Annotated in this window: 23 protein-coding genes; 3 read left to right on the forward strand and 20 right to left on the reverse strand. The window is 37.0% G+C overall.

Annotated elements, in window-relative coordinates; translation table 11 throughout:
- Positions 1-34 precede the first annotated feature (34 nt).
- The 3 genes from PP182_RS01365 to PP182_RS01375 all read left to right on the forward strand — a co-directional run bounded on the left by PP182_RS01365 (position 35) and on the right by PP182_RS01375 (position 3802).
- Entirely contained in the window at positions 35-2068 is a 2034-nt protein-coding gene (locus PP182_RS01365; protein ID WP_272649529.1) for a thioredoxin domain-containing protein, read from the forward strand.
- A 93-nt stretch (positions 2069-2161) separates the two neighbouring features.
- Positions 2162-2986, forward strand: coding sequence for a mechanosensitive ion channel family protein (locus tag PP182_RS01370; RefSeq protein ID WP_272649530.1), 825 nt, complete (start codon positions 2162-2164; stop codon positions 2984-2986).
- A gap of 114 nt (positions 2987-3100) precedes the next feature.
- The gene (locus tag PP182_RS01375) at positions 3101-3802 is read left to right on the forward strand and encodes a hypothetical protein (RefSeq protein ID WP_272649531.1); all 702 of its coding nucleotides are present in this window, start codon (positions 3101-3103) and stop codon (positions 3800-3802) included.
- Here PP182_RS01375 and tsaB read toward each other — a convergent pair.
- The 20 genes from tsaB to gcvH all read right to left on the reverse strand — a co-directional run bounded on the left by tsaB (position 3799) and on the right by gcvH (position 21174).
- Positions 3799-4473: a tRNA (adenosine(37)-N6)-threonylcarbamoyltransferase complex dimerization subunit type 1 TsaB gene (tsaB, locus tag PP182_RS01380; RefSeq protein ID WP_272649532.1), complete on the reverse strand. Its 675-nt coding sequence runs from the start codon at positions 4471-4473 to the stop codon at positions 3799-3801. The genes PP182_RS01375 and tsaB overlap by 4 nt on opposite strands.
- A gap of 75 nt (positions 4474-4548) precedes the next feature.
- The gene (locus PP182_RS01385) at positions 4549-5916 is read right to left on the reverse strand and encodes a TolC family protein (RefSeq protein WP_272649533.1); all 1368 of its coding nucleotides are present in this window, start codon (positions 5914-5916) and stop codon (positions 4549-4551) included.
- A 31-nt stretch (positions 5917-5947) separates the two neighbouring features.
- Positions 5948-7084, reverse strand: coding sequence for an efflux RND transporter periplasmic adaptor subunit (locus PP182_RS01390; protein WP_272649534.1), 1137 nt, complete (start codon positions 7082-7084; stop codon positions 5948-5950).
- Positions 7085-7108: 24 nt separating this feature from the next.
- Positions 7109-8371: an ABC transporter permease gene (locus PP182_RS01395; protein ID WP_272649535.1), complete on the reverse strand. Its 1263-nt coding sequence runs from the start codon at positions 8369-8371 to the stop codon at positions 7109-7111.
- A gap of 1 nt (position 8372) precedes the next feature.
- Positions 8373-9602, reverse strand: a complete 1230-nt coding sequence (locus tag PP182_RS01400; RefSeq protein ID WP_272649536.1) for an ABC transporter permease — start codon at positions 9600-9602, stop codon at positions 8373-8375.
- Positions 9595-10296: an ABC transporter ATP-binding protein gene (locus tag PP182_RS01405; protein ID WP_272649537.1), complete on the reverse strand. Its 702-nt coding sequence runs from the start codon at positions 10294-10296 to the stop codon at positions 9595-9597. The genes PP182_RS01400 and PP182_RS01405 overlap by 8 nt, the downstream gene beginning before the upstream one ends.
- 99 nt (positions 10297-10395) lie before the next feature.
- On the reverse strand, positions 10396-11511 hold the full coding sequence (locus PP182_RS01410) for an efflux RND transporter periplasmic adaptor subunit (RefSeq protein ID WP_272649538.1): 1116 nt from the start codon (positions 11509-11511) through the stop codon (positions 10396-10398).
- Between the two features lie 31 nt (positions 11512-11542).
- A complete protein-coding gene (locus PP182_RS01415; RefSeq protein ID WP_272649539.1) occupies positions 11543-12802 on the reverse strand; it encodes an ABC transporter permease in 1260 nt (419 codons plus the stop codon).
- Between the two features lie 35 nt (positions 12803-12837).
- The gene (locus PP182_RS01420) at positions 12838-14085 is read right to left on the reverse strand and encodes an ABC transporter permease (RefSeq protein WP_272649540.1); all 1248 of its coding nucleotides are present in this window, start codon (positions 14083-14085) and stop codon (positions 12838-12840) included.
- Between the two features lie 114 nt (positions 14086-14199).
- The gene (locus tag PP182_RS01425) at positions 14200-14472 is read right to left on the reverse strand and encodes a hypothetical protein (protein ID WP_272649541.1); all 273 of its coding nucleotides are present in this window, start codon (positions 14470-14472) and stop codon (positions 14200-14202) included.
- Complete coding sequence (locus PP182_RS01430; RefSeq protein ID WP_272649542.1) at positions 14462-14995, reverse strand: DUF420 domain-containing protein; 534 nt, start codon at positions 14993-14995, stop codon at positions 14462-14464. The genes PP182_RS01425 and PP182_RS01430 overlap by 11 nt, the downstream gene beginning before the upstream one ends.
- Before the next feature lies 1 nt (position 14996).
- A complete protein-coding gene (locus PP182_RS01435; RefSeq protein ID WP_272649543.1) occupies positions 14997-15722 on the reverse strand; it encodes an SCO family protein in 726 nt (241 codons plus the stop codon).
- Positions 15722-16354: a hypothetical protein gene (locus tag PP182_RS01440; protein WP_272649544.1), complete on the reverse strand. Its 633-nt coding sequence runs from the start codon at positions 16352-16354 to the stop codon at positions 15722-15724. Before PP182_RS01440 ends, PP182_RS01435 begins: the two co-directional genes overlap by 1 nt.
- Before the next feature lie 130 nt (positions 16355-16484).
- Entirely contained in the window at positions 16485-16868 is a 384-nt protein-coding gene (locus PP182_RS01445; RefSeq protein WP_272649545.1) for a cytochrome C oxidase subunit IV family protein, read from the reverse strand.
- Positions 16869-16902: 34 nt separating this feature from the next.
- Entirely contained in the window at positions 16903-17877 is a 975-nt protein-coding gene (locus PP182_RS01450; protein ID WP_272649546.1) for a cytochrome c oxidase subunit 3, read from the reverse strand.
- A 98-nt stretch (positions 17878-17975) separates the two neighbouring features.
- Positions 17976-18557, reverse strand: coding sequence for a cytochrome c oxidase subunit 3 (locus PP182_RS01455; RefSeq protein ID WP_272649547.1), 582 nt, complete (start codon positions 18555-18557; stop codon positions 17976-17978).
- 6 nt (positions 18558-18563) lie between these two features.
- Positions 18564-19463, reverse strand: coding sequence for a heme o synthase (gene cyoE, locus PP182_RS01460; RefSeq protein WP_272649548.1), 900 nt, complete (start codon positions 19461-19463; stop codon positions 18564-18566).
- A 175-nt stretch (positions 19464-19638) separates the two neighbouring features.
- The gene (locus PP182_RS01465) at positions 19639-20343 is read right to left on the reverse strand and encodes an energy transducer TonB (protein WP_272649549.1); all 705 of its coding nucleotides are present in this window, start codon (positions 20341-20343) and stop codon (positions 19639-19641) included.
- 62 nt (positions 20344-20405) lie between these two features.
- On the reverse strand, positions 20406-20801 hold the full coding sequence (locus PP182_RS01470) for a VanZ family protein (RefSeq protein WP_272649550.1): 396 nt from the start codon (positions 20799-20801) through the stop codon (positions 20406-20408).
- Positions 20794-21174, reverse strand: coding sequence for a glycine cleavage system protein GcvH (gene gcvH, locus PP182_RS01475; RefSeq protein ID WP_272649551.1), 381 nt, complete (start codon positions 21172-21174; stop codon positions 20794-20796). The genes PP182_RS01470 and gcvH overlap by 8 nt, the downstream gene beginning before the upstream one ends.
- Positions 21175-21219 lie beyond the last annotated feature (45 nt).

Here is a 21219-nt window from a genome sequence, read left to right on the forward strand (position 1 = left end):
ATACACAATCATAAACCCTTAGAAAAAAGGCATTATGACACCGAAATACACGAACAGTCTAATAAAAGAAACGAGCCCCTATCTTTTGCAACACGCCCACAACCCCGTCAACTGGGAAGCTTGGAGTTCTAAATCGTTGGACAAGGCGGAGAAAGAGGATAAACTTCTTTTAATAAGTATTGGATATGCGGCTTGCCACTGGTGCCATGTCATGGAGCACGAATGTTTTGAAGACGTAGAGGTGGCTGAGGTAATGAACACAAATTTTGTGAATATCAAGATAGATAGGGAAGAACGACCCGATATTGACCAAATTTATATGGATGCCCTTCAAATGATGACGGGAAGCGGCGGTTGGCCCCTTAATATTGTGGCACTTCCAGATGGAAGACCTTTCTGGGGTGCTACCTACGTAAGAAAACAGGATTGGATTAAGGTTTTGGGAGATTTATACAAATTGTACAAAACTTCTCCTAATCGTGTTTTGGAATACGCCGATAATATGGCACAGGGTATCAAGGAAATAAACCTCATCAATAATAGTACAGACGTTACCCCTTATACTTTGGAGCAACTTAAAGATGACGTTTCCCAATGGTCCGGTTATTTTGACACTTTTCTTGGAGGGTATAAAAGAGCTCCAAAGTTTCCCATGCCCGTCAATTTGAATTTCTTGCTACATTATGGGACTTCATTAAAAGACAATTCCATATTGGAATATGTACACACCACCTTAAAAAGAATGGCTTATGGTGGAATTTTCGACCATGTTGGAGGAGGATTTTCCAGGTATTCGGTAGACACTAAATGGCATATACCACATTTTGAAAAAATGCTTTATGATAATGGTCAGCTCATTAGTTTATATTCAAAAGCGTATGCCACTACAGGTACAATATTGTATAAGGAAACCGTAGAAAAAACAATAGACTTTGTAAAGACTGAACTAATGACTATGAATTTCGGTTTCTACTCCTCCCTAGATGCCGACAGTATCGATGTAAATGGAAATATGGAGGAGGGTTCATATTATGTATGGGAGAAAAAACACCTTAAAACACTTTTAGGCAAGGACTATCCTGTTTTTGAGGACTATTTTAATATTAATTCCTACGGATTTTGGGAGCACGATAAGTACGTTCTTATTCGGGATGCGAAAGATGAGGATATAGCTAAAAAATACAATATCACAACCAAGCAACTTAAAAACAAAATAAATAAAAGCATTAAAGTTTTAAGCCAAGAGAGAAATAAGAGGCCTAAACCTAGACTGGATGATAAGGTATTAACCTCTTGGAACGGTTTAATGCTAAAAGGATTGGTTGACGCCTATAGATATTTACAAAATCAAGAATATTTAGAGCTTGCCCTTAAAAATGGAACATTTATTCTTGAAAGTTTGATGAAAGATGATGGTGGATTGTTCCACAACCATAAAAATGGCAAAAGCACTATTAACGGTTATTTAGAAGATTATGCCACAATAATTGAAGCGTTCATTGGACTATATGAAATAACTCATGATGAAAATTGGCTGAATCATGGACATAATTTTTTACAATATTGCCTTGATTATTTTATGGACGACGAAAGTGGTCTTTTTTTCTTTACCTCAAAAGAAGACGACGTTGTGATTAGAAGAACGCTTGAAGTAGAGGATAATGTTATACCCGCATCCAACTCGATAATGGTCCATAACTTATTCAAACTATCAAAATATTATCCAGAGAAAAACTATGACCAAATTTATCTGAAAATGTTGAGAAATGTTCAGGATAATTATTCAAAAAATACGCAGAGCCAAGCAAATTGGCTAAAATTAATTCTATACAAAGAATTACCTTTTTTTGAAATTGCCATTGTAGGAGAACACTTCATGGAAAGGACTCAAGAGTTAATGAAAAATTACCTACCCAATTCACTTTTTGCCGCAACACGTAAAAAGGGGGATATTTCGTTGCTCCAAAACCGATATTCTAAAAACCAAACCCTGATTTATATTTGTGAACAAGGTGCTTGTAAATTACCATTAACACAAACGGAAAAAGTTTTAACCCAACTGCTATAAGTCCGAATAGGTTAACATAAGTTTAAAAGGTTTCACTTGGTTTAGGCCGTCTAATTATATATGTTGGGCAGATAAAAAACTATAAGAACAATTATGGAACAAATAACTAACTATCAAGAACACGTAGATAACGCCATTCAATGGTTTTGGGATGCACTCCCAAATCTATTAATAGCCATTCTCTTATTAGTTGTAGGGATTTACGTGATACGTGTTATAAATAAATTAATTCGGAAATTTTTCGCTAAAAAGGATTACGATGAATCACTCGAGTCTTTTTTGCAAAGCCTGATTTCAATTGCCTTAAAAATTCTTCTTTTTGTACTCGTCATTACGCAGTTAGGGGTACAGTCATCTTCACTTGTTGCCATTATAGGTGCGGCAGGTCTGGCCATTGGTTTAGCTTTACAAGGATCCTTGGCAAATTTTGCAGGTGGTGTTCTAATTTTACTCTTTAAGCCATTTAAGGTCGGAGATTGGATATCTGCGCAAGGCGTGGACGGCTCAGTAAAGGAAATCTCCATTTTTACCACAAAATTGAAAACCTTTGGAAATCAAATTGCTATTATACCCAATGGACAATTGTCCAACAACAATATTATTAATTATAATGCCGAGGATACAAGAAGGGATAAGATTGATGTTGGTATAGGGTATGGATCCAATATTAAAAAAGCTAAGGATATTCTTTTGGCCATATGCAATGACCGTGAGACCATATTAAAAGATCCAAAACCAGAAGTTTACGTTGGTGAATTGGCTGACAGCTCCGTAAACCTCACCTTGCGATTCTGGGCAAACAATCCAGATTTTTGGGCCGCTCATTTTTATGTGATGGAAGAAATTAAGAACAGGTTCGATGCAGAAGGAATTGAAATACCATTCCCACAAAGAGTTATACATCAAGGTCAAGATTAAGAATCAACTTACATTTCCCAAGATCAATAAGCCCGTTGACAATTTTCCGTCAATGGGCTTAAATATTTGTAATTCAGAATATTATTTCATAAATTAAAGAATAAAATAAGAATTATGCGAGCTATATATATTGTGGTTTATTTCCTTTTTATTAGCGGGGCTTTGGCCCAAGTGGCAGGCTTTGGTAAGAGTTCAGGTGTAACAACGGATGCTCAATTAGGTATTTCTTATAACGAGGTCGACGTTCAGGGTTCTCCTTATGTTAATGAGCTTTACAAAAAGGGTACCACCGTGGTATATGGAAAAAAGGCAAGGGAAGCTTTAATGCGATATAACGCCTATACTGATGCCATTGAAATAATCGATGAAAATGGAAAGGCAAGATCTATTCTACGACAAAGAAATATTGTGGCAACGTTTGGTGGTAAATCGTATGTAGTGATGGGCTATTTGGACGAAGGGAAGTCCAAATTGGGATATTTTAACCCTTTGAACGAAGGACATGTGGAATTACTTTGGAAACCTAAAAAAATATTCGTGCAGGCAGAAAATCCAGATCACGGATATGACACCTTTTCGCCACCCACTTTTAAGGATGTTTCAAGGTATTACATAAGGAAAGAAGGAAAACCTGCTGAAACTTTTCGGTTATCAAAAAGAAGTTTACTAAAGTACTTGGATGAAGAATCAAAAAACCTCAAGGAATATATTCGAATCAATAACCTTAATCTAAAGGAGGAAAAAGATGTTATTATACTTATTGAATATTATAATTCCCTACTTTCAAACCAAAAATCAAATGAAATTGAGAGTTAACCCTTTTTCTTTGTAATCATAAAATCCTTAAGGTAATAGGGCTCAAAATAGGCAACATCTTCGAATTCACCACTTTTGTATTTGTCGTGCGACAACTTCGCCATTTCTCTAGATGAAGGGACACACTCAAAAATAAATTCGGCGTTGTCATTTTTTAAAATATCCTTAATTTTCGCTGCACCACTACCCAGAAAATAGACCTTCCCTTCTAATAAGTACTCCTTAAAAGAACCTTCATCGATTATTTCGGCCAATGTTTCCCTGATAGGGTTTAAATGATTATCAAAAACTGCTGAATACACCTCCATGCGCCTTGCATCCAAAACGGGAATTATATAATCGCTTTTAGTTGTACTTGCTTGACTTGCCATGCTTTTTAAGGTAGCAATAGATATTAAGGGAATATCCAGTGCAAAACACAAGCCTTTGGCCGCTGACACACCAATTCGAAGCCCCGTATAGGAACCTGGACCTTTGCTAACAGCAATGGCATCTAAATCCTTGGGCGAATAATTAGTTTCCGAAAGACACTCATCTATAAATACATGTAATTGTTCCGCATGTGAATAGTTAGGAGTATTGTTTTCCCTTATGGCAATTACCTCCCCATCTTTGGCAAGACATACTGAACAATTGGTCGTTGCCGTTTCCAGATTTAAAATTAGTCCCATACCTCAAAGGTATTGAATAGGCATAAAAAAACCTGCAACTATCAATTACAGGTTTTTAAATTTATTAAAAATGAATCAGTCCAAAGATATAGGTATACCAAAGTAGAATTCTAAAATTTTTAGGCGGAAAATATAATCATATTTTGTACGTACCACCTCGGCTTCCGCATTATCTACACGTGCCTGTGCCTGACTAAAAAGGAATGAATTCATAAGACCTACATCGAACCTTTCTTTTGCGTATTGGTAAGCCAAACGTCTTGCAGCTAAGGTTTTCTCTGCAGCTTCATATGCCTTGGCAAAGGTTTTGGCATCAACATATACTTGGGTCACATCGTTTTCCAAAGCAAGTTTATCTTGTTCAAATTGTAGTTTGGCCCTTTCTACATCGATTTTAGAACGTTCTATATTATTCCTAGTACTAAAACCATTGAAAATTGGCACATTAAGTTGTACACCATAAGAAACACCGTCAAAAATCCAAAGCTGGTCCGTAAAATTTGGCGTAAAAAATTCTGGTGGAGATCCAGCCGGAAGTCCAGCAACTGGTATCCGCGCTACATCGGAATACCTTGTTCCATAATTGGCAAATGCACCCAATGTTGGCAATAAAGCACCCTTACTAATTTGAAGATCTTTTTCCGCCACTTCAACACTAGCCTTGGAAAATTTTATATCATTCCTAAATTCCAATGCCTTGGCAAAGATTGTATTTGGAGAATTCGATAGAATGTCAGAAGGAGGAATCTCATAAGATTCGTCAGCCGTATCGAAATTCTCATAATCAGTAATCTGCATCAACTGAGCCAGTGCAATCTTTGAAATCAACACCTGCCCTTCGGCATTAACAATTTGTTGTTCTTGGCTCGCAGCCGTAGCCTCTATATCAAGTAAATCTCCTTGTGGTACAACTCCGGATGCTACCAATTCTTTCGTTCGTTTTAAATCCTGCTCTGTAACGGCGTATTGAGCTTGTGCCACCTTTAGACGTTCCTTATTTGAGATTACTTGTAAATAGTTATTGGCAACATTTAGACGAATATCGTCCTTCAAATCCTCTAACCTATATTGATTTGCAATGGTATTCAATTTAGCCCTGTTCATTTGATGAACATCCCGCATACCATTGAAAAGGTTTACACTTGTTGTAATACCTGCATTAACGTTATTTTGAGTACTGTTCGTTGGCAAGTTTGTCGTGGGATTAATAGAAAAACCCGTGTTGCTTGAATAAGATGTATTCGCACTTAGATTCGGTAAAAAATTTCCTAATGCATCCTTTTCATTTATTTCAGCATTTTTAAGATCAAGCTCAAACTGCTCAACACTTAAATTGTTTTCCACAGCATACTCCACACATTCTTGCAAGGTCCATTTCTTGTTCTGAGCCAAGGCTGTACCCACTGCAAAGAGCAGTAGTATTATGGTTATTTTATACTTCATTTTTATGATTTTTGATTTTGATTGATGATGTTTATTCTGTCTCCGTTTCTTCATCGCCCTTTTTTATAGGCTCCGTTTTGTTCCAATGTTTAACTTTATCTTCTTTGGTCAGTCCAGATATAACTTCCACATTTACCCCGTCGGAAATACCGGTCTCAATATCTTTTCTTTCAAATTTCTGTTCCTCAACAGAACCGACAGCTACCTCAACATAAGGCTTATCCGTCTCTTTATCAAATTGCAATAAAGCTTCTGGGATAACTAATATGCTATCTTTTTTCTCCAGTACTATGGATGCATTTGCACTATAACCTGCACGTATAAAGATGTCATCTTTTTCCTCTACATCACCTTCTATCTTGAATTGAACTGCACCTGTTTCTTCGATACCCTTTGGTGCAATAAACTTCAATTTGGCATCTAGCTCCACATCTTCAACAGCCCCTAAGCTGATTTTTAAGGGTGTTCCCACTTTCAATTTTCCAACTTCACCTTCATCAACTTTACCTTCAAATATCATCTTACCTAAATCCGCTATTGAAGCGATGGTAGTACCATCATTAAAGTTGTTACTTTGGATAACTTGATCTCCCACCTCAACGGGAATTTCCAAAATAGTACCATCTACAGTAGCTCTAATGTTGGTATTGGCACTAGAAGATCCACCAGCAGAACCCCTACGGATAATTTGATAATCCGCCCTTGCATTCTGCAATTCCTGTTGTGCCTGGTTATAGGTCAATTGAAGATTGTTAAAATCCTGACTGGATATCACTCCCTTATCAAATAGTGCCTTATTTCTATCATACTCAATTTTGGCATTATTCAATGCCAATTCGGCATTTCTAACCCTTCCACTAGCTTGGTTTAAAGATTGTTCGTTAGGCACAACTTTAATCACCGCAATTAAGTCACCGGCCTTGACCTTTGCCCCTTCTTCCAAATAAATTTCTTCGATGATACCTGAAATTTGGGGTTTAATCTCAATTTCATCTTCTGGAACCACCTTACCGGTAGCCACCGTTTTCTTTTCAATGCTTGAAGTAAATGGCTGACTGGTGTCATAAGTAATAGCGGATTTGCTGTTTGATTTTATAAAGAAAACAGCGGCCCAAAGTGCACCAAGCACTAATACTCCTATTAAAATATATTTTACGATTTTGTTCATTTTAAGTGTTTATTTATATGGTTGTTATTCTTCTCTTAATGCATCTATTGGTTTAATACTAACTGCTCGTTGCGCCGGTATAAGTCCGATCAAGGTTCCAAGGACCACCATTATCAAAAGTGCTCCCAAAACATAGGGTATGGGTACGGTTGGATTGGTATATGGAAAGTCCAGGTCTTTTGTGAGATTATTTATAATAGATAAAACTCCCGCACCCAAAATAATTCCCATTACACCTGCAATCATAGTCAAGAAAACAGATTCCAGTACAATCTGGTTTCTCACTTCGGCCGGTGTAGCACCCAAGGCCCTTCTAACACCTAATTCCTTGGTACGCTCCTTTACGGATATTAGCAAGATGTTCCCAATGCCAATGACGCCCGCCAATATAGTGGCAATACCTACCACAAGACTTAAGAAAGTCATTCCCTTGGCAAAACCGGATACCCTAGTAAACATTTCGCCCAAATTAAAAGAACCAAAGGCCCTTTCATCCTCAGGGTTTACACGATGTATATTTCTTAAAAGAGCTTTTACATCTTTCTCAACCTGTACTACATCTACATTGTCATACGCCGCAATACAAAAATAGTCTACATTATCGCCCGTATTATATAATTTTTGGAATGTAGTAAAAGGTATAAAAATAGCATTGTCATTATCAAAGCTAACCCCTTGCGAAAGTTTATGTACCCCCACTACCTGAAAATACACATCCCCTATTCTTATGAATTGACCGATAGGGTCTTCATCCTTTTCAAATAGTTCCTGTAAGTTTCGCTCTCCTATAACACAGACTTTTCTTGCCTGTAAAATATCTTCGTCATTAATAAATCTACCCCCATCAAAAATTTGTTTCGTAGCTATTTTTGTGTAGACGGGATAGTCACCATTTACCGGATATGATCCGGACTTCTGGCCCCTTACGGTAAAAACCGGATCTGAACCAAAATTTCCAAGTGTAATCCTTGGAGCTATATTATTGATTTCAGGAATCCTATTTTGCATTTTAGCAACATCGCCTAACTTTAACTGCATAGGACGGCCAGTTTTGAATCCTTCGTAAGGCATACTCGTACTCTGTCCCCAAACGAACATACTGTTCATGGATACACTTTCAAATACTTTCTCAAAACCGTTATCCATTCCCTTGGCCGCACCGGACAAGGCAATATAAATAAAGATTCCCCACAATACACCCACGATAGTGATTATAGTTCTGGTTTTATTTTTACTAATAGAACCGAATATTTCTTGCCAAGTATTTCTATCGAAAATAAATTTCATATCATTCGTCCCTTAATGCTACAATTGGTTTAATTCTGGCCGCTCTTCTAGCAGGAATATACCCCGCAAGTCCTCCAAAAAATATCAAAACGATGGTCGCGAAAATGGCGGTGCCCATGTTTATGAAGGGATTGGTTATAAAATAATCCTTTAAAGTATCCCCTAAAGAACTTAGCATGGCCACCCCTAAAATCATTCCTACAATTCCGGAAATGGTGGTTATGAAAACGGATTCTAATAGAATAGTACTAATAACGGACTTTGGAGTAGCCCCCAATGCCTTTCTTATTCCTATTTCCTTTGTTCGCTCCTTGACGACAAAGACCATGATATTACTGATACCTATAATCCCCGCTATGATGGTACCAAAGGCCACAAATCCCACGATTATTTGTAATACCCCAGCGAACTGCTGATTTTGCTTTAGCTGATCGGCGACATTACGTATAAAGAAACCTCGCTGGTCATTGGGGTCAATAAATTTCTTTTCTCTAATAAAATCCCCCAGTTTCCTCTCAAACGTCATAGCCCCGGTATACCCTATTTCAGGTTTAAAACCAATGACAATTTGATTAATTTTATCCGTATTTTTTTCTATTAACTGTCTAGTGGTATAGGGAATGTAAATTCTTCTTTCCTCATCGTCCCCTGCATCATCCTGAAAAACCCCGATTACCTTAAAAGCGCTTCCCGTTATATCAATGTACTTCCCAAGGGCATTCTCATTTTTGAACAAATCTTTTTCAACCAATCTCCCAATGACGGCATATTTGGTTTTATCCTTAATATCTTCTTGATTAAGATACCTACCTTTCATTATCATCGTTTTCTCGGCAAATTGATAGGCCTCACTTACACCTCTGGTTGTATAATTATTAGATTCATTTTTATACTTGACCAAACCACTACGGTCAACTCTAGGTGAAATATATTCCACGAACAATGGAAAGGATTCTTCAATATCTGCTATATCCGAATTATCGAATTCTATTTGCCTATTGGATTTATATCCTTTATAAGGCATTGAAGTTCTGCCTGGAAATATATAAAAGGTATTCGTGGCGTCATCTTCAAAAAATTCGTTGAAGGTATTAATGAGGCCATTACCAAAACCATATAGAACAACAAATATTAGGATACCTAAAGCCACAGTAAAACCAGAAAGGAAGGTCCTTAACTTGTTTTTCTGAATGGTTTCAAATATCTCTTTCCAGTTGTCTCTACTAAACATATTGTGCGGCTCTAACCTGTTCTACTTTTTTATCCTCTACGATAACACCATCCTTTAAATGGACTATACGCTTACACATATGTGCTATATCCTCTTCGTGCGTTACCACAAGAATTGTATTCCCCTGATCATTGATCTTCTGTATTAAATCCATTACCTCGTACGAGGTTGTACTATCCAAAGCACCTGTAGGTTCATCGGCAAGCAAAACTTTGGGTTCTGCAGCCATAGCTCTAGCTATAGCAACCCTTTGTTTTTGTCCCCCAGATAATTCACTGGGTAAGTGGGTGGCCCATTGCTTTAGACCTACCTGTTCTAAATATTTTAGTGCCTTTTCTTGACGCTCCTTTCTACTAACCCTCTGATAATATAACGGAAGCGCTACATTTTCCGCAGCACTCTTGTAATTGATCAAGTTAAATGACTGGAAGATGAATCCTAAGAATTTATTACGATAATTGGCCGCCTTAGTTTCGTTTAGATTTTTTATAGGTACACCATCTAATGTATACGTTCCCTCGTCCAACTCATCCAACATCCCAAGAATATTCAACAAAGTGGATTTTCCAGATCCTGAAGATCCCATTATGGCAACCAGTTCTCCTTCTTCAACCGAGAAATCAATTCCTTTCAGTACGTGTAAAGAGTTTTTGCCCATTTTATAGGACTTATGAAGATTTTTTATTTCAATCATGTTGGCTATTGTTTTAGACCGTTAAATAATTAACGTCTACTGGTTAGACTTACCTTCTTGGATTTTGTTACAAGAAAAAACAAAAAATTCCTTACTATTTTAATTCTGTGCGAATTCATCTGCTTTAATCGCGTTCCAAACCTTAATTTTATCGCTTTTGGAAATACCGGATTTGACTTCTACGTTAATACCGTCACTTATCCCAAGTTCAATATCCCTGCGTTCAAATTGTTGATTCCCTGTCTCTACTTCTACAAATGGTTTTTTAGTTTTACCATCGAACTGAACCAGTGCTTCCTTAACAGCAAGAACACTATCTGCACGAGCCAAAATAATCGAGGCATTGGCACTTAGGCCAGCACGTATAAAAACGGAATCCTGTTTTTGCAATGTTCCCTTTATCTCGAATTGAATCGCCCCATTTTCTGCTTTCCCCTTTGGAGCAATATAATCCAATACAGCTTTAAAAACAGCATTTTCAATGGCCCCAACGGTGATTTCCAATGGCAAATCTTCCTTGATTTTCCCTACTTCAGATTCATCTACCTTACCTTCAAAAATCATTTTGTCCACATCGGCTATGGCAGCTATGGTAGTTCCTTCATTAAAGGTATTGCTCTCGATAACCTGATTCCCAACCTCTACAGGAACTTCAAGTACCATACCACTTACCGTAGCCCTTATTTGGGTATTTGCTGCGTTTCCATAGCCCTGGGTGGTACCCGTTTTTACAATATCAAACCTCTTATTGGCAGCACCATAAGTTTGCTTGGCCTGGTCATAGGCAACTTGTGCCCTTTCTAAATCTACTTTGGAAATAACACCTTTTGAAAACAGATTTTTTTGACGATCCAAATTACGAAGTTGATCATCCAAGCCTATTTTTGCCTCGTCGATGGCGTTTCTAGCATCGTTCAAAGCATTTAAATTTGGTACTACTTTAATAAGACATATCAAGTCCCCGGATTTTACATAATCCCCACCTTCAACATAAATTTCCTCGATAACTCCTGAAATATTTGGTTTGATTAACACTTCCTCCAGAGGTAATATACTACCGGTGGCCACCGTCTTTTTCACAATGGTCTCCGTTGTGGGTGTTTCGGTTTCATAGACTACGGGATCCTCCGCGTTTTTTTGGTACAAATAGTACATTGCCCCACCGAAGGCGACTACGATGAACAGTAAAATAAAAATGGTTACTTTTTTCTTCATTTTTTAGTTGGATTGATTGATGAATATTTTTTTATTCGGTTCTTAGAGCCTCTATTGGCCTTATTTTGATAGCACTATTAGCTGGAATAAACCCGGCAAATAACCCAGATACAATTAATATTATTAAAGCAACAGTTACCACCCCAAGGTTCACGCTTGGATTAACGAACATCATTACAGGCCCACTCATATCCAATACATAATTGATACCATAAATTACCAAGGCTCCAAAGGCGATCCCGCTCATACCAGAGATAATGGTCAAAAATATGGACTCCATTAATATTTGCTGTTTAATGGACCATGGACTTTCCCCTAACGCCCGTCTAATTCCTATTTCCTTTGTTCTTTCCTTTACTACGATCAGCATAATGTTACTAACCCCAATGATACCCGAAAGAAGCACACATATCCCAACGAAATAGGCAATCAATCTTAAGGCTCCAAAAAGACTGACCACTCTTTGAAATTGTTCATTCAAATCAAAAAAACCAATTGCTCGTGTATCTTCTGGGTGTATCCTATGATTCGTTTTAACGATATTGAATATTTGCTCTTTTATGTTCGTTATTGGAACATCATCCACAGCGGTTATAATCATTCTATTTACATTATCGCCTCTATTGAATGCTTGTGAAAAGGCAGTGAACGGAATATAAATTTCCTTTTGGGCATTTTCATTATCACCATCCGCGTTGGTTTTCTTGTAGGTCCCCACGACCATAAAGTTGACATCATTGATTTTAATATAATCGCCAAGGCATTCTTCTTCCAAATCAAATAAGCTTGACTTGACATTGACACCAATAACAGCAACCTTACGTTTTTCATTAATGTCCCCGTAATTTATAAAGCGACCAGAAGTAATGTTCATGGGTTCTTGCTTAATTATCTCCGGATAATTACCGTATACTGTGAAAGCACCTGTTTTCAACCCTCTTACTACATTATTGGTTCCTCGAAAACTCCCAAGCTGATTTTGTGGTGAAACGTATTGAATACCTTTCACGTTTTCTTTTATATCAGCTACATCATCAATTTTATAACTGAATTCCCTATCCTTTGGCAATCCTTTATATGCTTTTGAGGCTGTTCTGGTCCACATAAACAGAGTATTTGTGGCTAGACCACCAAAATCTGCTCTTATACCATTTTCAAGTCCTTTACCGGCAGCCAATAATATAATCAGTATAAATATTCCCCAAAAGACCCCAAAAGCGGTAAGTAGTGTTCTGAACCAATTGGTGGTGAGCACTTGCAATATTTCGTCCCAACGGTCTTTGCTAAACATTCTATTCTAAGCTAATTTGTTAGTATTATTAGATTTCATTCCTCTTTTAAAGCCACAATCGGTTTTATTTTTGCGGCACGCCACGCCGGGAAAAAACCTGCTAAAGTGCCAGCAAAAATTAAAAGTAAAACCGTTGTTATTGCAATATTAAAATCTATGGAGGGGTTGACCACATAATCCACTTCAACATTTGGACCGATTAATTCCAACAGGCCCATACTAAATATGAGTCCCGCAAACCCTGAAACTGCGGTAACAAAGATGGCCTCATGCAAAATCATACCTACAATGGACCATGGTTTAGCACCTAAGGCTTTTCGAATACCTATTTCCCTCGTTCTTTCCTTAACGATGATCAACATTATATTGCTCACCCCAACAATTCCTGCGATAATCGTACATACGCCCACGAACCAAAAGAAAAACTTGATACCACCAATAAGGTTCATGAACCGTTGTACATTTTCCAACGTGTTAAAGGTATTTATAGCGCTCATATCATCAGGAGCCACGGTATGCGATTGTTTTAAATACGTCTTTATTTCGTCTGTGAATTTTATGGACTCCGCAAGGGTTTTTTCAAATGTGGCTGCGGGCTTTAATGTGAAAAACATCATGTTTAAGCTATCGCCACCATTAAAAACACGCTGACCGGTGCTTAAGGGAATATAAATACGGTCTTCTTCCCGCTCACCTCCCTTGTCGCCATAAACTCCAATAATCTTGAAACTTAAATCCGCTATTTTCAATTCACGCCCAATAGGATCTTCCTCATTAAGCAATAGTTCTCTATGTATTTTATTGCTGATAACCGCAACCTTGGAAACGGACTGATGATCCTTGTAATTTAAGAACCGTCCTTTGGTAATGAACTCGTTTTCTATTTGCTGGTATTCTGGAGAAATACCCTGAACGGAATATGCACCAGATTCTTTTTTATAATTAATACTTGCATTAAATACCCTAAAATTTGGTGATTTATATTCAAGTTCATCCGCATATTTATCTTCTATGTAGTCATAATTTTCGTTTCTCAAACGTATTGGTCGACCTGGATTTAAACCTTTGAACTCTTTGGTTGTCACTTGTGTCCATACTCCAATCCGATTACTGGCATCCTCTTCAAATTCCTGGGCAATACCATTTTGCATACCTTGACCAAAACCCAATAAAATTACGAGGATAAAAATTCCAGAAGCTACCGAGATACCTGTTAGCACTGTCCGTAATTTATTTTTACGGATAGTATCAAAAATCTCTTGCCATCTTTCGATGTCGAACATGTTGATTGGTTTTGATTGATGAACGTAATACTAGTAGTACTGAACATAAGACTAGTGATTGACCACAATGTTACACATTCAACAGAAAAAAAATGTTAAAACCTTAAAATTGAGTTAAGAGCGCATTTTTCTATAAATAAAATAGAAAAGTCCAGCAACCAAGACATACGGTACAGCCATAAGGTACACTATACCATTATTGATACCCTCTGCAGTATTACCGGATGCTTCGCTTTCAAGAACCGCCCTACACATAGCGCATTGTGCTTCTGAAAAGGAAGGAATAAGCAAAAAAGCTCCGATTAAAAAATAAAAAATTTGCTTCTTCTGAAGTTTTATCAGAAAAAGAGAACCCAATCCATATTTGTAAATAAACTTAATAGGCATAATATGGTGAAATCATTATATAAACCACTACACCCGTAATGGCGACATACAGCCAAATAGGAAAGGTATATCTGGCCAAAGCCCTATGGTCCTCGAAGCGATTTAAGTAGGCTTTGGAATATGTTCTCAATACCAAAGGAATCAGGGCTATGGATAAAACTATATGAGTTATTAAAATAAAATAGTAGACATAGGCGATAAAACCTTCACCACCAAAGGGCGTGGATTCTGAGGTCATATGATAGAGAATATACATGACCAAAAACATTAATGAAAGTGCGATGTTGGTTGTCATCAACTTTTGGTGTAAGTCCTGTTTGCCATTCTTTATCGCCCAAACCGCAACGATCAACAATACAGCTGTTAATCCATTAATCGTTGCATAAATTGGAGGTAAAAAGGACAATGGTTCTACATTGGGAATTTTTACCCCAAAGAGTAAGGCTACAACTATAGGTATTATAACGGAGACCACTGCAATAACCTTATTAAACCTTTTCTCCTTAATTACTGTATTTTCCATACTATTCCTCCAATAATCTTTTAATATCCTCTTTTAAAATACTGATTTGTTCTTCTTCTCCTTGACTATTCTCTTCCATTTGCTCCGTTATAGCACCCCTATAATAAACAATAGGATTCCCAAATTTGTCCTTTCTAGAACGTATATACCCTTCTTTATCCACCAAGGCAAATAAACCTGAATGCTCAAAACCACCTGGCGCATCCGCCATCTCAGCGGCAAAAATATTGAACCCGCTATTAGCCAAATCGTAAATTTTATCACTATCCCCTGTCATTAAATGCCAGTCCATATCCGTAATGCCATATTTTTCGGCATACTCCTTTAATACCTTTGGTGTATCGAAATCCGGGGTTATACTAAAAGAGGCTATACCAAAATTGTCATTCTCCTTAAATTCATTCTGAAGCGTTATCAAATTTTTGGTCATAATAGGACAAATGCTAGGACATCTAGTAAAAAAGAACTCTACTACGAACACCTTTCCTAGATAATCCTTATCGGATATTATTAAGCTGTCTTGGTTTGTAAATTCAAAAGCAGGGACTTTACGTTTCTTACCATTCAGGAGCACATAGCTTAAGTTCCCCGTTTCTTGCGCCGTATTCATACGATCAGTTTCAACTACGTGACCCGATTTTAACCTATCAACTATTTTTGGAATAAAAATTATACCAAAAACCAATATTACCAAGGACACCCAAACATATGTATATTTTCTATTCATCAATTCTTTCTGGTAATATCATTTTCTTTCCGGGCCATCCTATACTCAGCTAGTATGATCTTTACATCATCCACCATCTTATTATTTAAATCGGCAACAGAATTTGTATTATACCCGTACTTAAGACCTTCGTCTTCATCTTCCAATCTACCTCGGAGCTTTCTATCCTTGTCCACTATAAAAACATAGGGTGAACCTAAGTCCTTTCCTAACTCAAAGTTTGTATTCAGACTTTTGAAAAGTCTTTGAATGGTATCATTATCCAAAAAGACAAAATTCCATTTATCCGTATCGGCTAGGTTAGACAGTTCTTTTTTTAAATCCACCACAGTATCCTCTGTACCTATGGGCAAAACCATTATAAATTGAAAATCATTGAATTCATGGAATCGCTTGTATATCTTTTGGTTTAAATTAAAAGCATTCCCTTTTCTTGTTTCAACATTATTCCCGAGAAACCCAAGAATGGTTATTTTATCATTAAAAACCGCGCCATCCTCTATGGTCGGAATTTCCAAAACCTCCTCGGTCAAAATAGATAACCTACCAAAGTTAGTGACTCCTGAAGCAAAGAAAAGATAGGCCACTATAGGAAGGACAAAAAGAACAACCAGTACAAATGTTTTTTTCATGTAATATTTTTTCCCCTTTAAACTTTACTTGTTAGGAAGTATTTATTCAATTTTAAAAACTTTACAAAAATAAAAAAGACGGTTCGTAAACCGCCTTTCAATTTTGTTAATTATATCTTTTAGTTTCGTCTTAAAAATCCCATTTCATAAAACCATCCTTATAGACGTCAAAAATATAGTTTCCTTCCACCAACAATATAAAGGCCAAATACAAGACAAGGAATACCGGAGTCCAAACAATAGCCCTTCTTAAGGCACTTTTCTCATCCCGTAAATGCATAAAATCCCATGCAATATAATATGCCTTAACCAAGGTTAGGATGATAAATATCCAGTTTAAAAGCTTCATTCCCAAAACAAGGGTATTCGTCAGTATCGCTGGTTTGAAAATACCCAAAATAACTTCAATTGCCGTTACTATAGTAAGAAACACCAAAACACCCCAAATCTTTTGGGTGTTGGATTTAAACTTCAACAGTCCTCTAAAAATCTCTAATTTATGTCCGTGTGCCATATTTTTTATCTAATCTTTTTCTAGAAATATAATTTTAAACCAAATAGAAGAATGTGAATACAAAAACCCATACCAAATCCACAAAGTGCCAATACAACCCTACCTTTTCAACCATTTCGTAATGACCTCGTCTTTCGTAAGTGCCGAGAACGACATTAAAGAATATAATCAGGTTAATAACTACCCCAGAAAATACGTGGAAACCGTGAAAACCAGTAATAAAGAAAAAGAAGTCCGCAAACAAACGACTACCATATTCATTATGGATTAGGTTCGCTCCTTCGACAACTTGGGAAGCATTTGCCAATTTATTTAAAGATTCTTGTCTGCTTAAAACCGTTTTTTCACCTTCTTCATTAATGGTTTCAGTTTGTATCACCACATTTGGATTGGCTTTAAATCCTTCCATCACCTCGTTCACCGTATACGTTGGCAAGGTCGACTCACCATAATACCAAATACCATTACTTTCCTCGTGTGCAACCCTTTCATCAGCAATAGTTTTGGCAAATTCGTCCAAGGCAACCCTGTCACCAGTCTCGGCATCTACAAACTGTAATATTCTTCCTCCTTTTGTCTCGATTGCTCCATAATCACCACTAATAAAAGTAGCCCATTCCCAGGCCTGAGAACCAACGAATATCGCACCACCAATTATGGTTGCAAACATGTACCAGATGACCGCATTTTTCTTCATTCTATGACCGGCATCCACTGCCAATACCATAGTAACGGAAGACATTATCAATATAAAGGTCATAAAGGCCACATATATCATAGGATAGTTACCGTGGAAAAAGGGAACGTGTGTAAAAACTTCATCGGCAATTGGCCAAGTCTCCATAAACTTGAATCGTGAAAAACCGTACGCCGCCAAAAAACCGGAAAAAGTAATTGCATCTGAAACCAGGAAAAACCACATCATTAATTTACCGTAGCTAGCGCCCAAAGGCCTATTGCCACCTCCCCAAACGCTTCCTTTAATTTCCGTTGTAACCGTAGTATCCATAGAGTAATTTATCGTTTTAATAAAACTTTAGCAAATTTACATTTTTTTCAATTATATAAAAGCTGAATTTTAGTCAAAACTATTTTTGTTTCAAATTATTACTTTACAAAGGTCATAAATAACAAAAGGTAAATCCATAAAATGTCTAAAAAATGCCAAAAAGTTGCACCCAAGGTTACCCCTAAGTATTCTTCTTTAGAATATCTTCCGTTGTATTGTTTATAAAGGACGACCAAAAGGGAAATCAACCCTGCAAGAACATGTACGATATGCACCATGGCAATCAAAAAGACATAGGATAATTTCACATTACTAGTAGGTCCAGTAAAATAATATCCTTGTGCTACCATTTGGGAGAACCCATTGAACTGAAAGAGTATAAAAGCTAACCCCAAAATCAGGGTGACTACCAACCATGTTGTGCCCATTTTTTGATTACCTTCCTTAACCGATTTTTTTGCATGAATATAAGCGAAACTGCTGGCTATTATAATTGCCGTGCTTATGTAAAAAGAATTGGGTAGTTCTAGACTACTTATCCAATCTTCACGAGAGCTACTTACAATATATGCACTAGTCCATCCTGCAAAACCCATAAGTAAGCTCACAATCCCAAACCAAAGCATCATTTTCTTTGAGCGATCGTTCTTCTCCTTCTCCGTACCTCTTGTTAAATCCATATTCGATTAAATATATTTATCTACTACGTATATTATTTGCATAAGCGTAATATAACTTACACTGGCAAGCATTAATTTTCTCGCTGAAATCGTATCCCTTTGGGCGTATAGCCTAAATGCAAAAAATAACATTACACCTCCCATTAATAGAATTATGATTGCAGCAGGTATGGAAAGTGTCAATCTTCCAGTAATGCCAAATGCCGGTAAGATTGAAATTACCATCATCCATATCGTGTACATTATAATTTGCAACGCGGTACCGGAATCTTTTTTTCCTGTTGGAAGCATTTTAAATCCTCCACTTTTGTAATCATCGTGCAACATCCAACCCAAGGCCCAAAAATGCGGAAACTGCCAAAAAAACTGAATCATGAAAAGTGTTCCGGGCTCAATACCAAATTCGTTGGTCGCGGCTACCCAGCCCAACATGAACGGAATAGCCCCGGGAAATGCCCCTACAAATACAGATAACGGTGTTTTGGTTTTTAAAGGCGTGTAAACGCTAGTGTATAAGAAAATGGAAATAGCCCCAAACATGGCTGTCTTAGGGTTTAAAAAATACAAGGTTACTACTCCAAGAACCGTAAGAGAAATAGCTATGAACATAGCCGTTGAAACAGACATTCTCCCAGAAGGAATCGGTCTATTTCTCGTCCTTTTCATCAGGGCATCCAAATCCTTCTCGATAATTTGATTGAAGGCATTACTTGCCCCGACCATACAATAACCTCCAAAGCCCAATAACAAAATTGAGGTAAGACTGATTTCGTAAGCCCCCAAGAAGTATCCTGCGATTGAAGAAAAAACTACACTAACCGCCAGTCTTACTTTAGTAATCTCTTTAAAATCAGCAAAAATCAATGCAAATGTCTTGTCTTTTGCCATACCGATAGCGGTCTTCATCCTTACTCAAAAAATTGGACTGCAAAGATAATCCGATGTAGATTGTTCTGCAACCTATTATATAGATTTTAAGTATAACTTAAATGAGAAATAAATCAGGGATAATCAAATTGACTACAAATAAAAAGGTCCGAACATTAAGTTCGGACCTTTTTCTATAAATAATTAAATATAATTACTGCAATTTAAAGTTGATTGGAATACTAAAAGGCACTCTTACCGCCCTACCCCTTTGCTTACCAGGAGTCATTTTTGGTAATTTCTCAATAATCCTCGCAGCTTCTTTTTCTAGGTTTTTGTCAGGCCCACGCATTCTAACATTACCAATACTTCCATCTTTTTGTATAACGAACATGACACTAACCCTACCTTGAACTCCCATTTCCTGAGCAATTTCTGGATACCGGAAGTTTTTACTAATATGTTTTTGTATCATGGAATTGAAACACGCCCTTTTATCACTTTCGTTTTCACATCCAGGAAAAATAGGTACATCCTCAATAACAGCAAATGGAACATCCACGTCTTCGACTTCTTCTTCGACTACAACATCTTCAACTTCAATAATTTCCTCTTCCTGACTGGTTTCAGTAGACTCGATTACAGTTTCCTCAACTTCTTCCTCGTCCTCCACAACTTCAATTATTTCAGGTGCAGCTGGTGGTGGTGGAGGTGGTGGAGTCTTTATCTGCTCCGTCATAGGAACTTCCTCATCTAATAAATCATCCACGTTCATGGAGACATCATAGTTATTTACTTCATCGTACGTTTTCCATTCAAATGCCACATAGGTAAGTAACATAACGGCGAAGAGACCTATAACAAAATATAAGCTGCTATTTTTCTTCAAATCCGCCTTTGGATTCTTTTTAGGTTCCATATATCATCATTTTAGTGATTGCTAATTTAATTAATTAATCCTTAAACATGCAATTAAAATTTTCATTTTAACGGCCAAACCCGATAAAATAATAGCCTAGTTAGTAAAAGACCTACAATTGCACCTAAAGAATTTGCCAAGACATCGAAAACATCGCCCTGTCTATTTTCAGTAATACTATACTGTAACACCTCAATAATTATGCCATATAATATTGAAAATACGAGTACACCAAGACATACATTTTTAATCTTAATCTTAGTACCTGAATATTCCATTACGGCATACGTGCCTGTTATTACCATCACAAAATAGAATACAAAATGAACCACTTTATCCGTGTTTGGAAAATCGAAAAATCCCCCGGTATCAATTCCTTTAAAAGAAAATAAGCTGGAAAAAGTGACAAACACCATCCAGCTTATAAATACTATTCTGAAGAAAAAAGATTTAAGCACCTACTAATTCTTTGTAGTCCGCATCACTAAGTAAATCTTCTACCTCATCCTGATTACTAATTTTCACCTTAACCATCCAACCTTCCCCATAAGGGTCAGTATTGACTTTTTCAGGTTCGTCTTCCAAGGATTCGTTAAACTCAACAATTTCACCGGACAAGGGCAAAAACAAATCAGAAACAGTTTTTACGGCTTCTACCGTTCCAAAAACCTCTTCCCTATTTAGAGTCTCGTCCAACGTATCCACCTCAACATATACGATATCCCCCAATTCTCCCTGGGCAAAATCGGTAATACCGATAATGGCCGTATCTCCTTCTATTCTAATCCATTCGTGATCTTTTGTATACTTTAATTCAGATGGTATATTCATAGTCTTATTTTTGATAAGGCACAAATGTAAATTATTCCCCAAAGG

The organism is Maribacter sp. PR1, from assembly GCF_028464145.1.
Taxonomy (GTDB): Bacteria; Bacteroidota; Bacteroidia; order Flavobacteriales; family Flavobacteriaceae; genus Maribacter.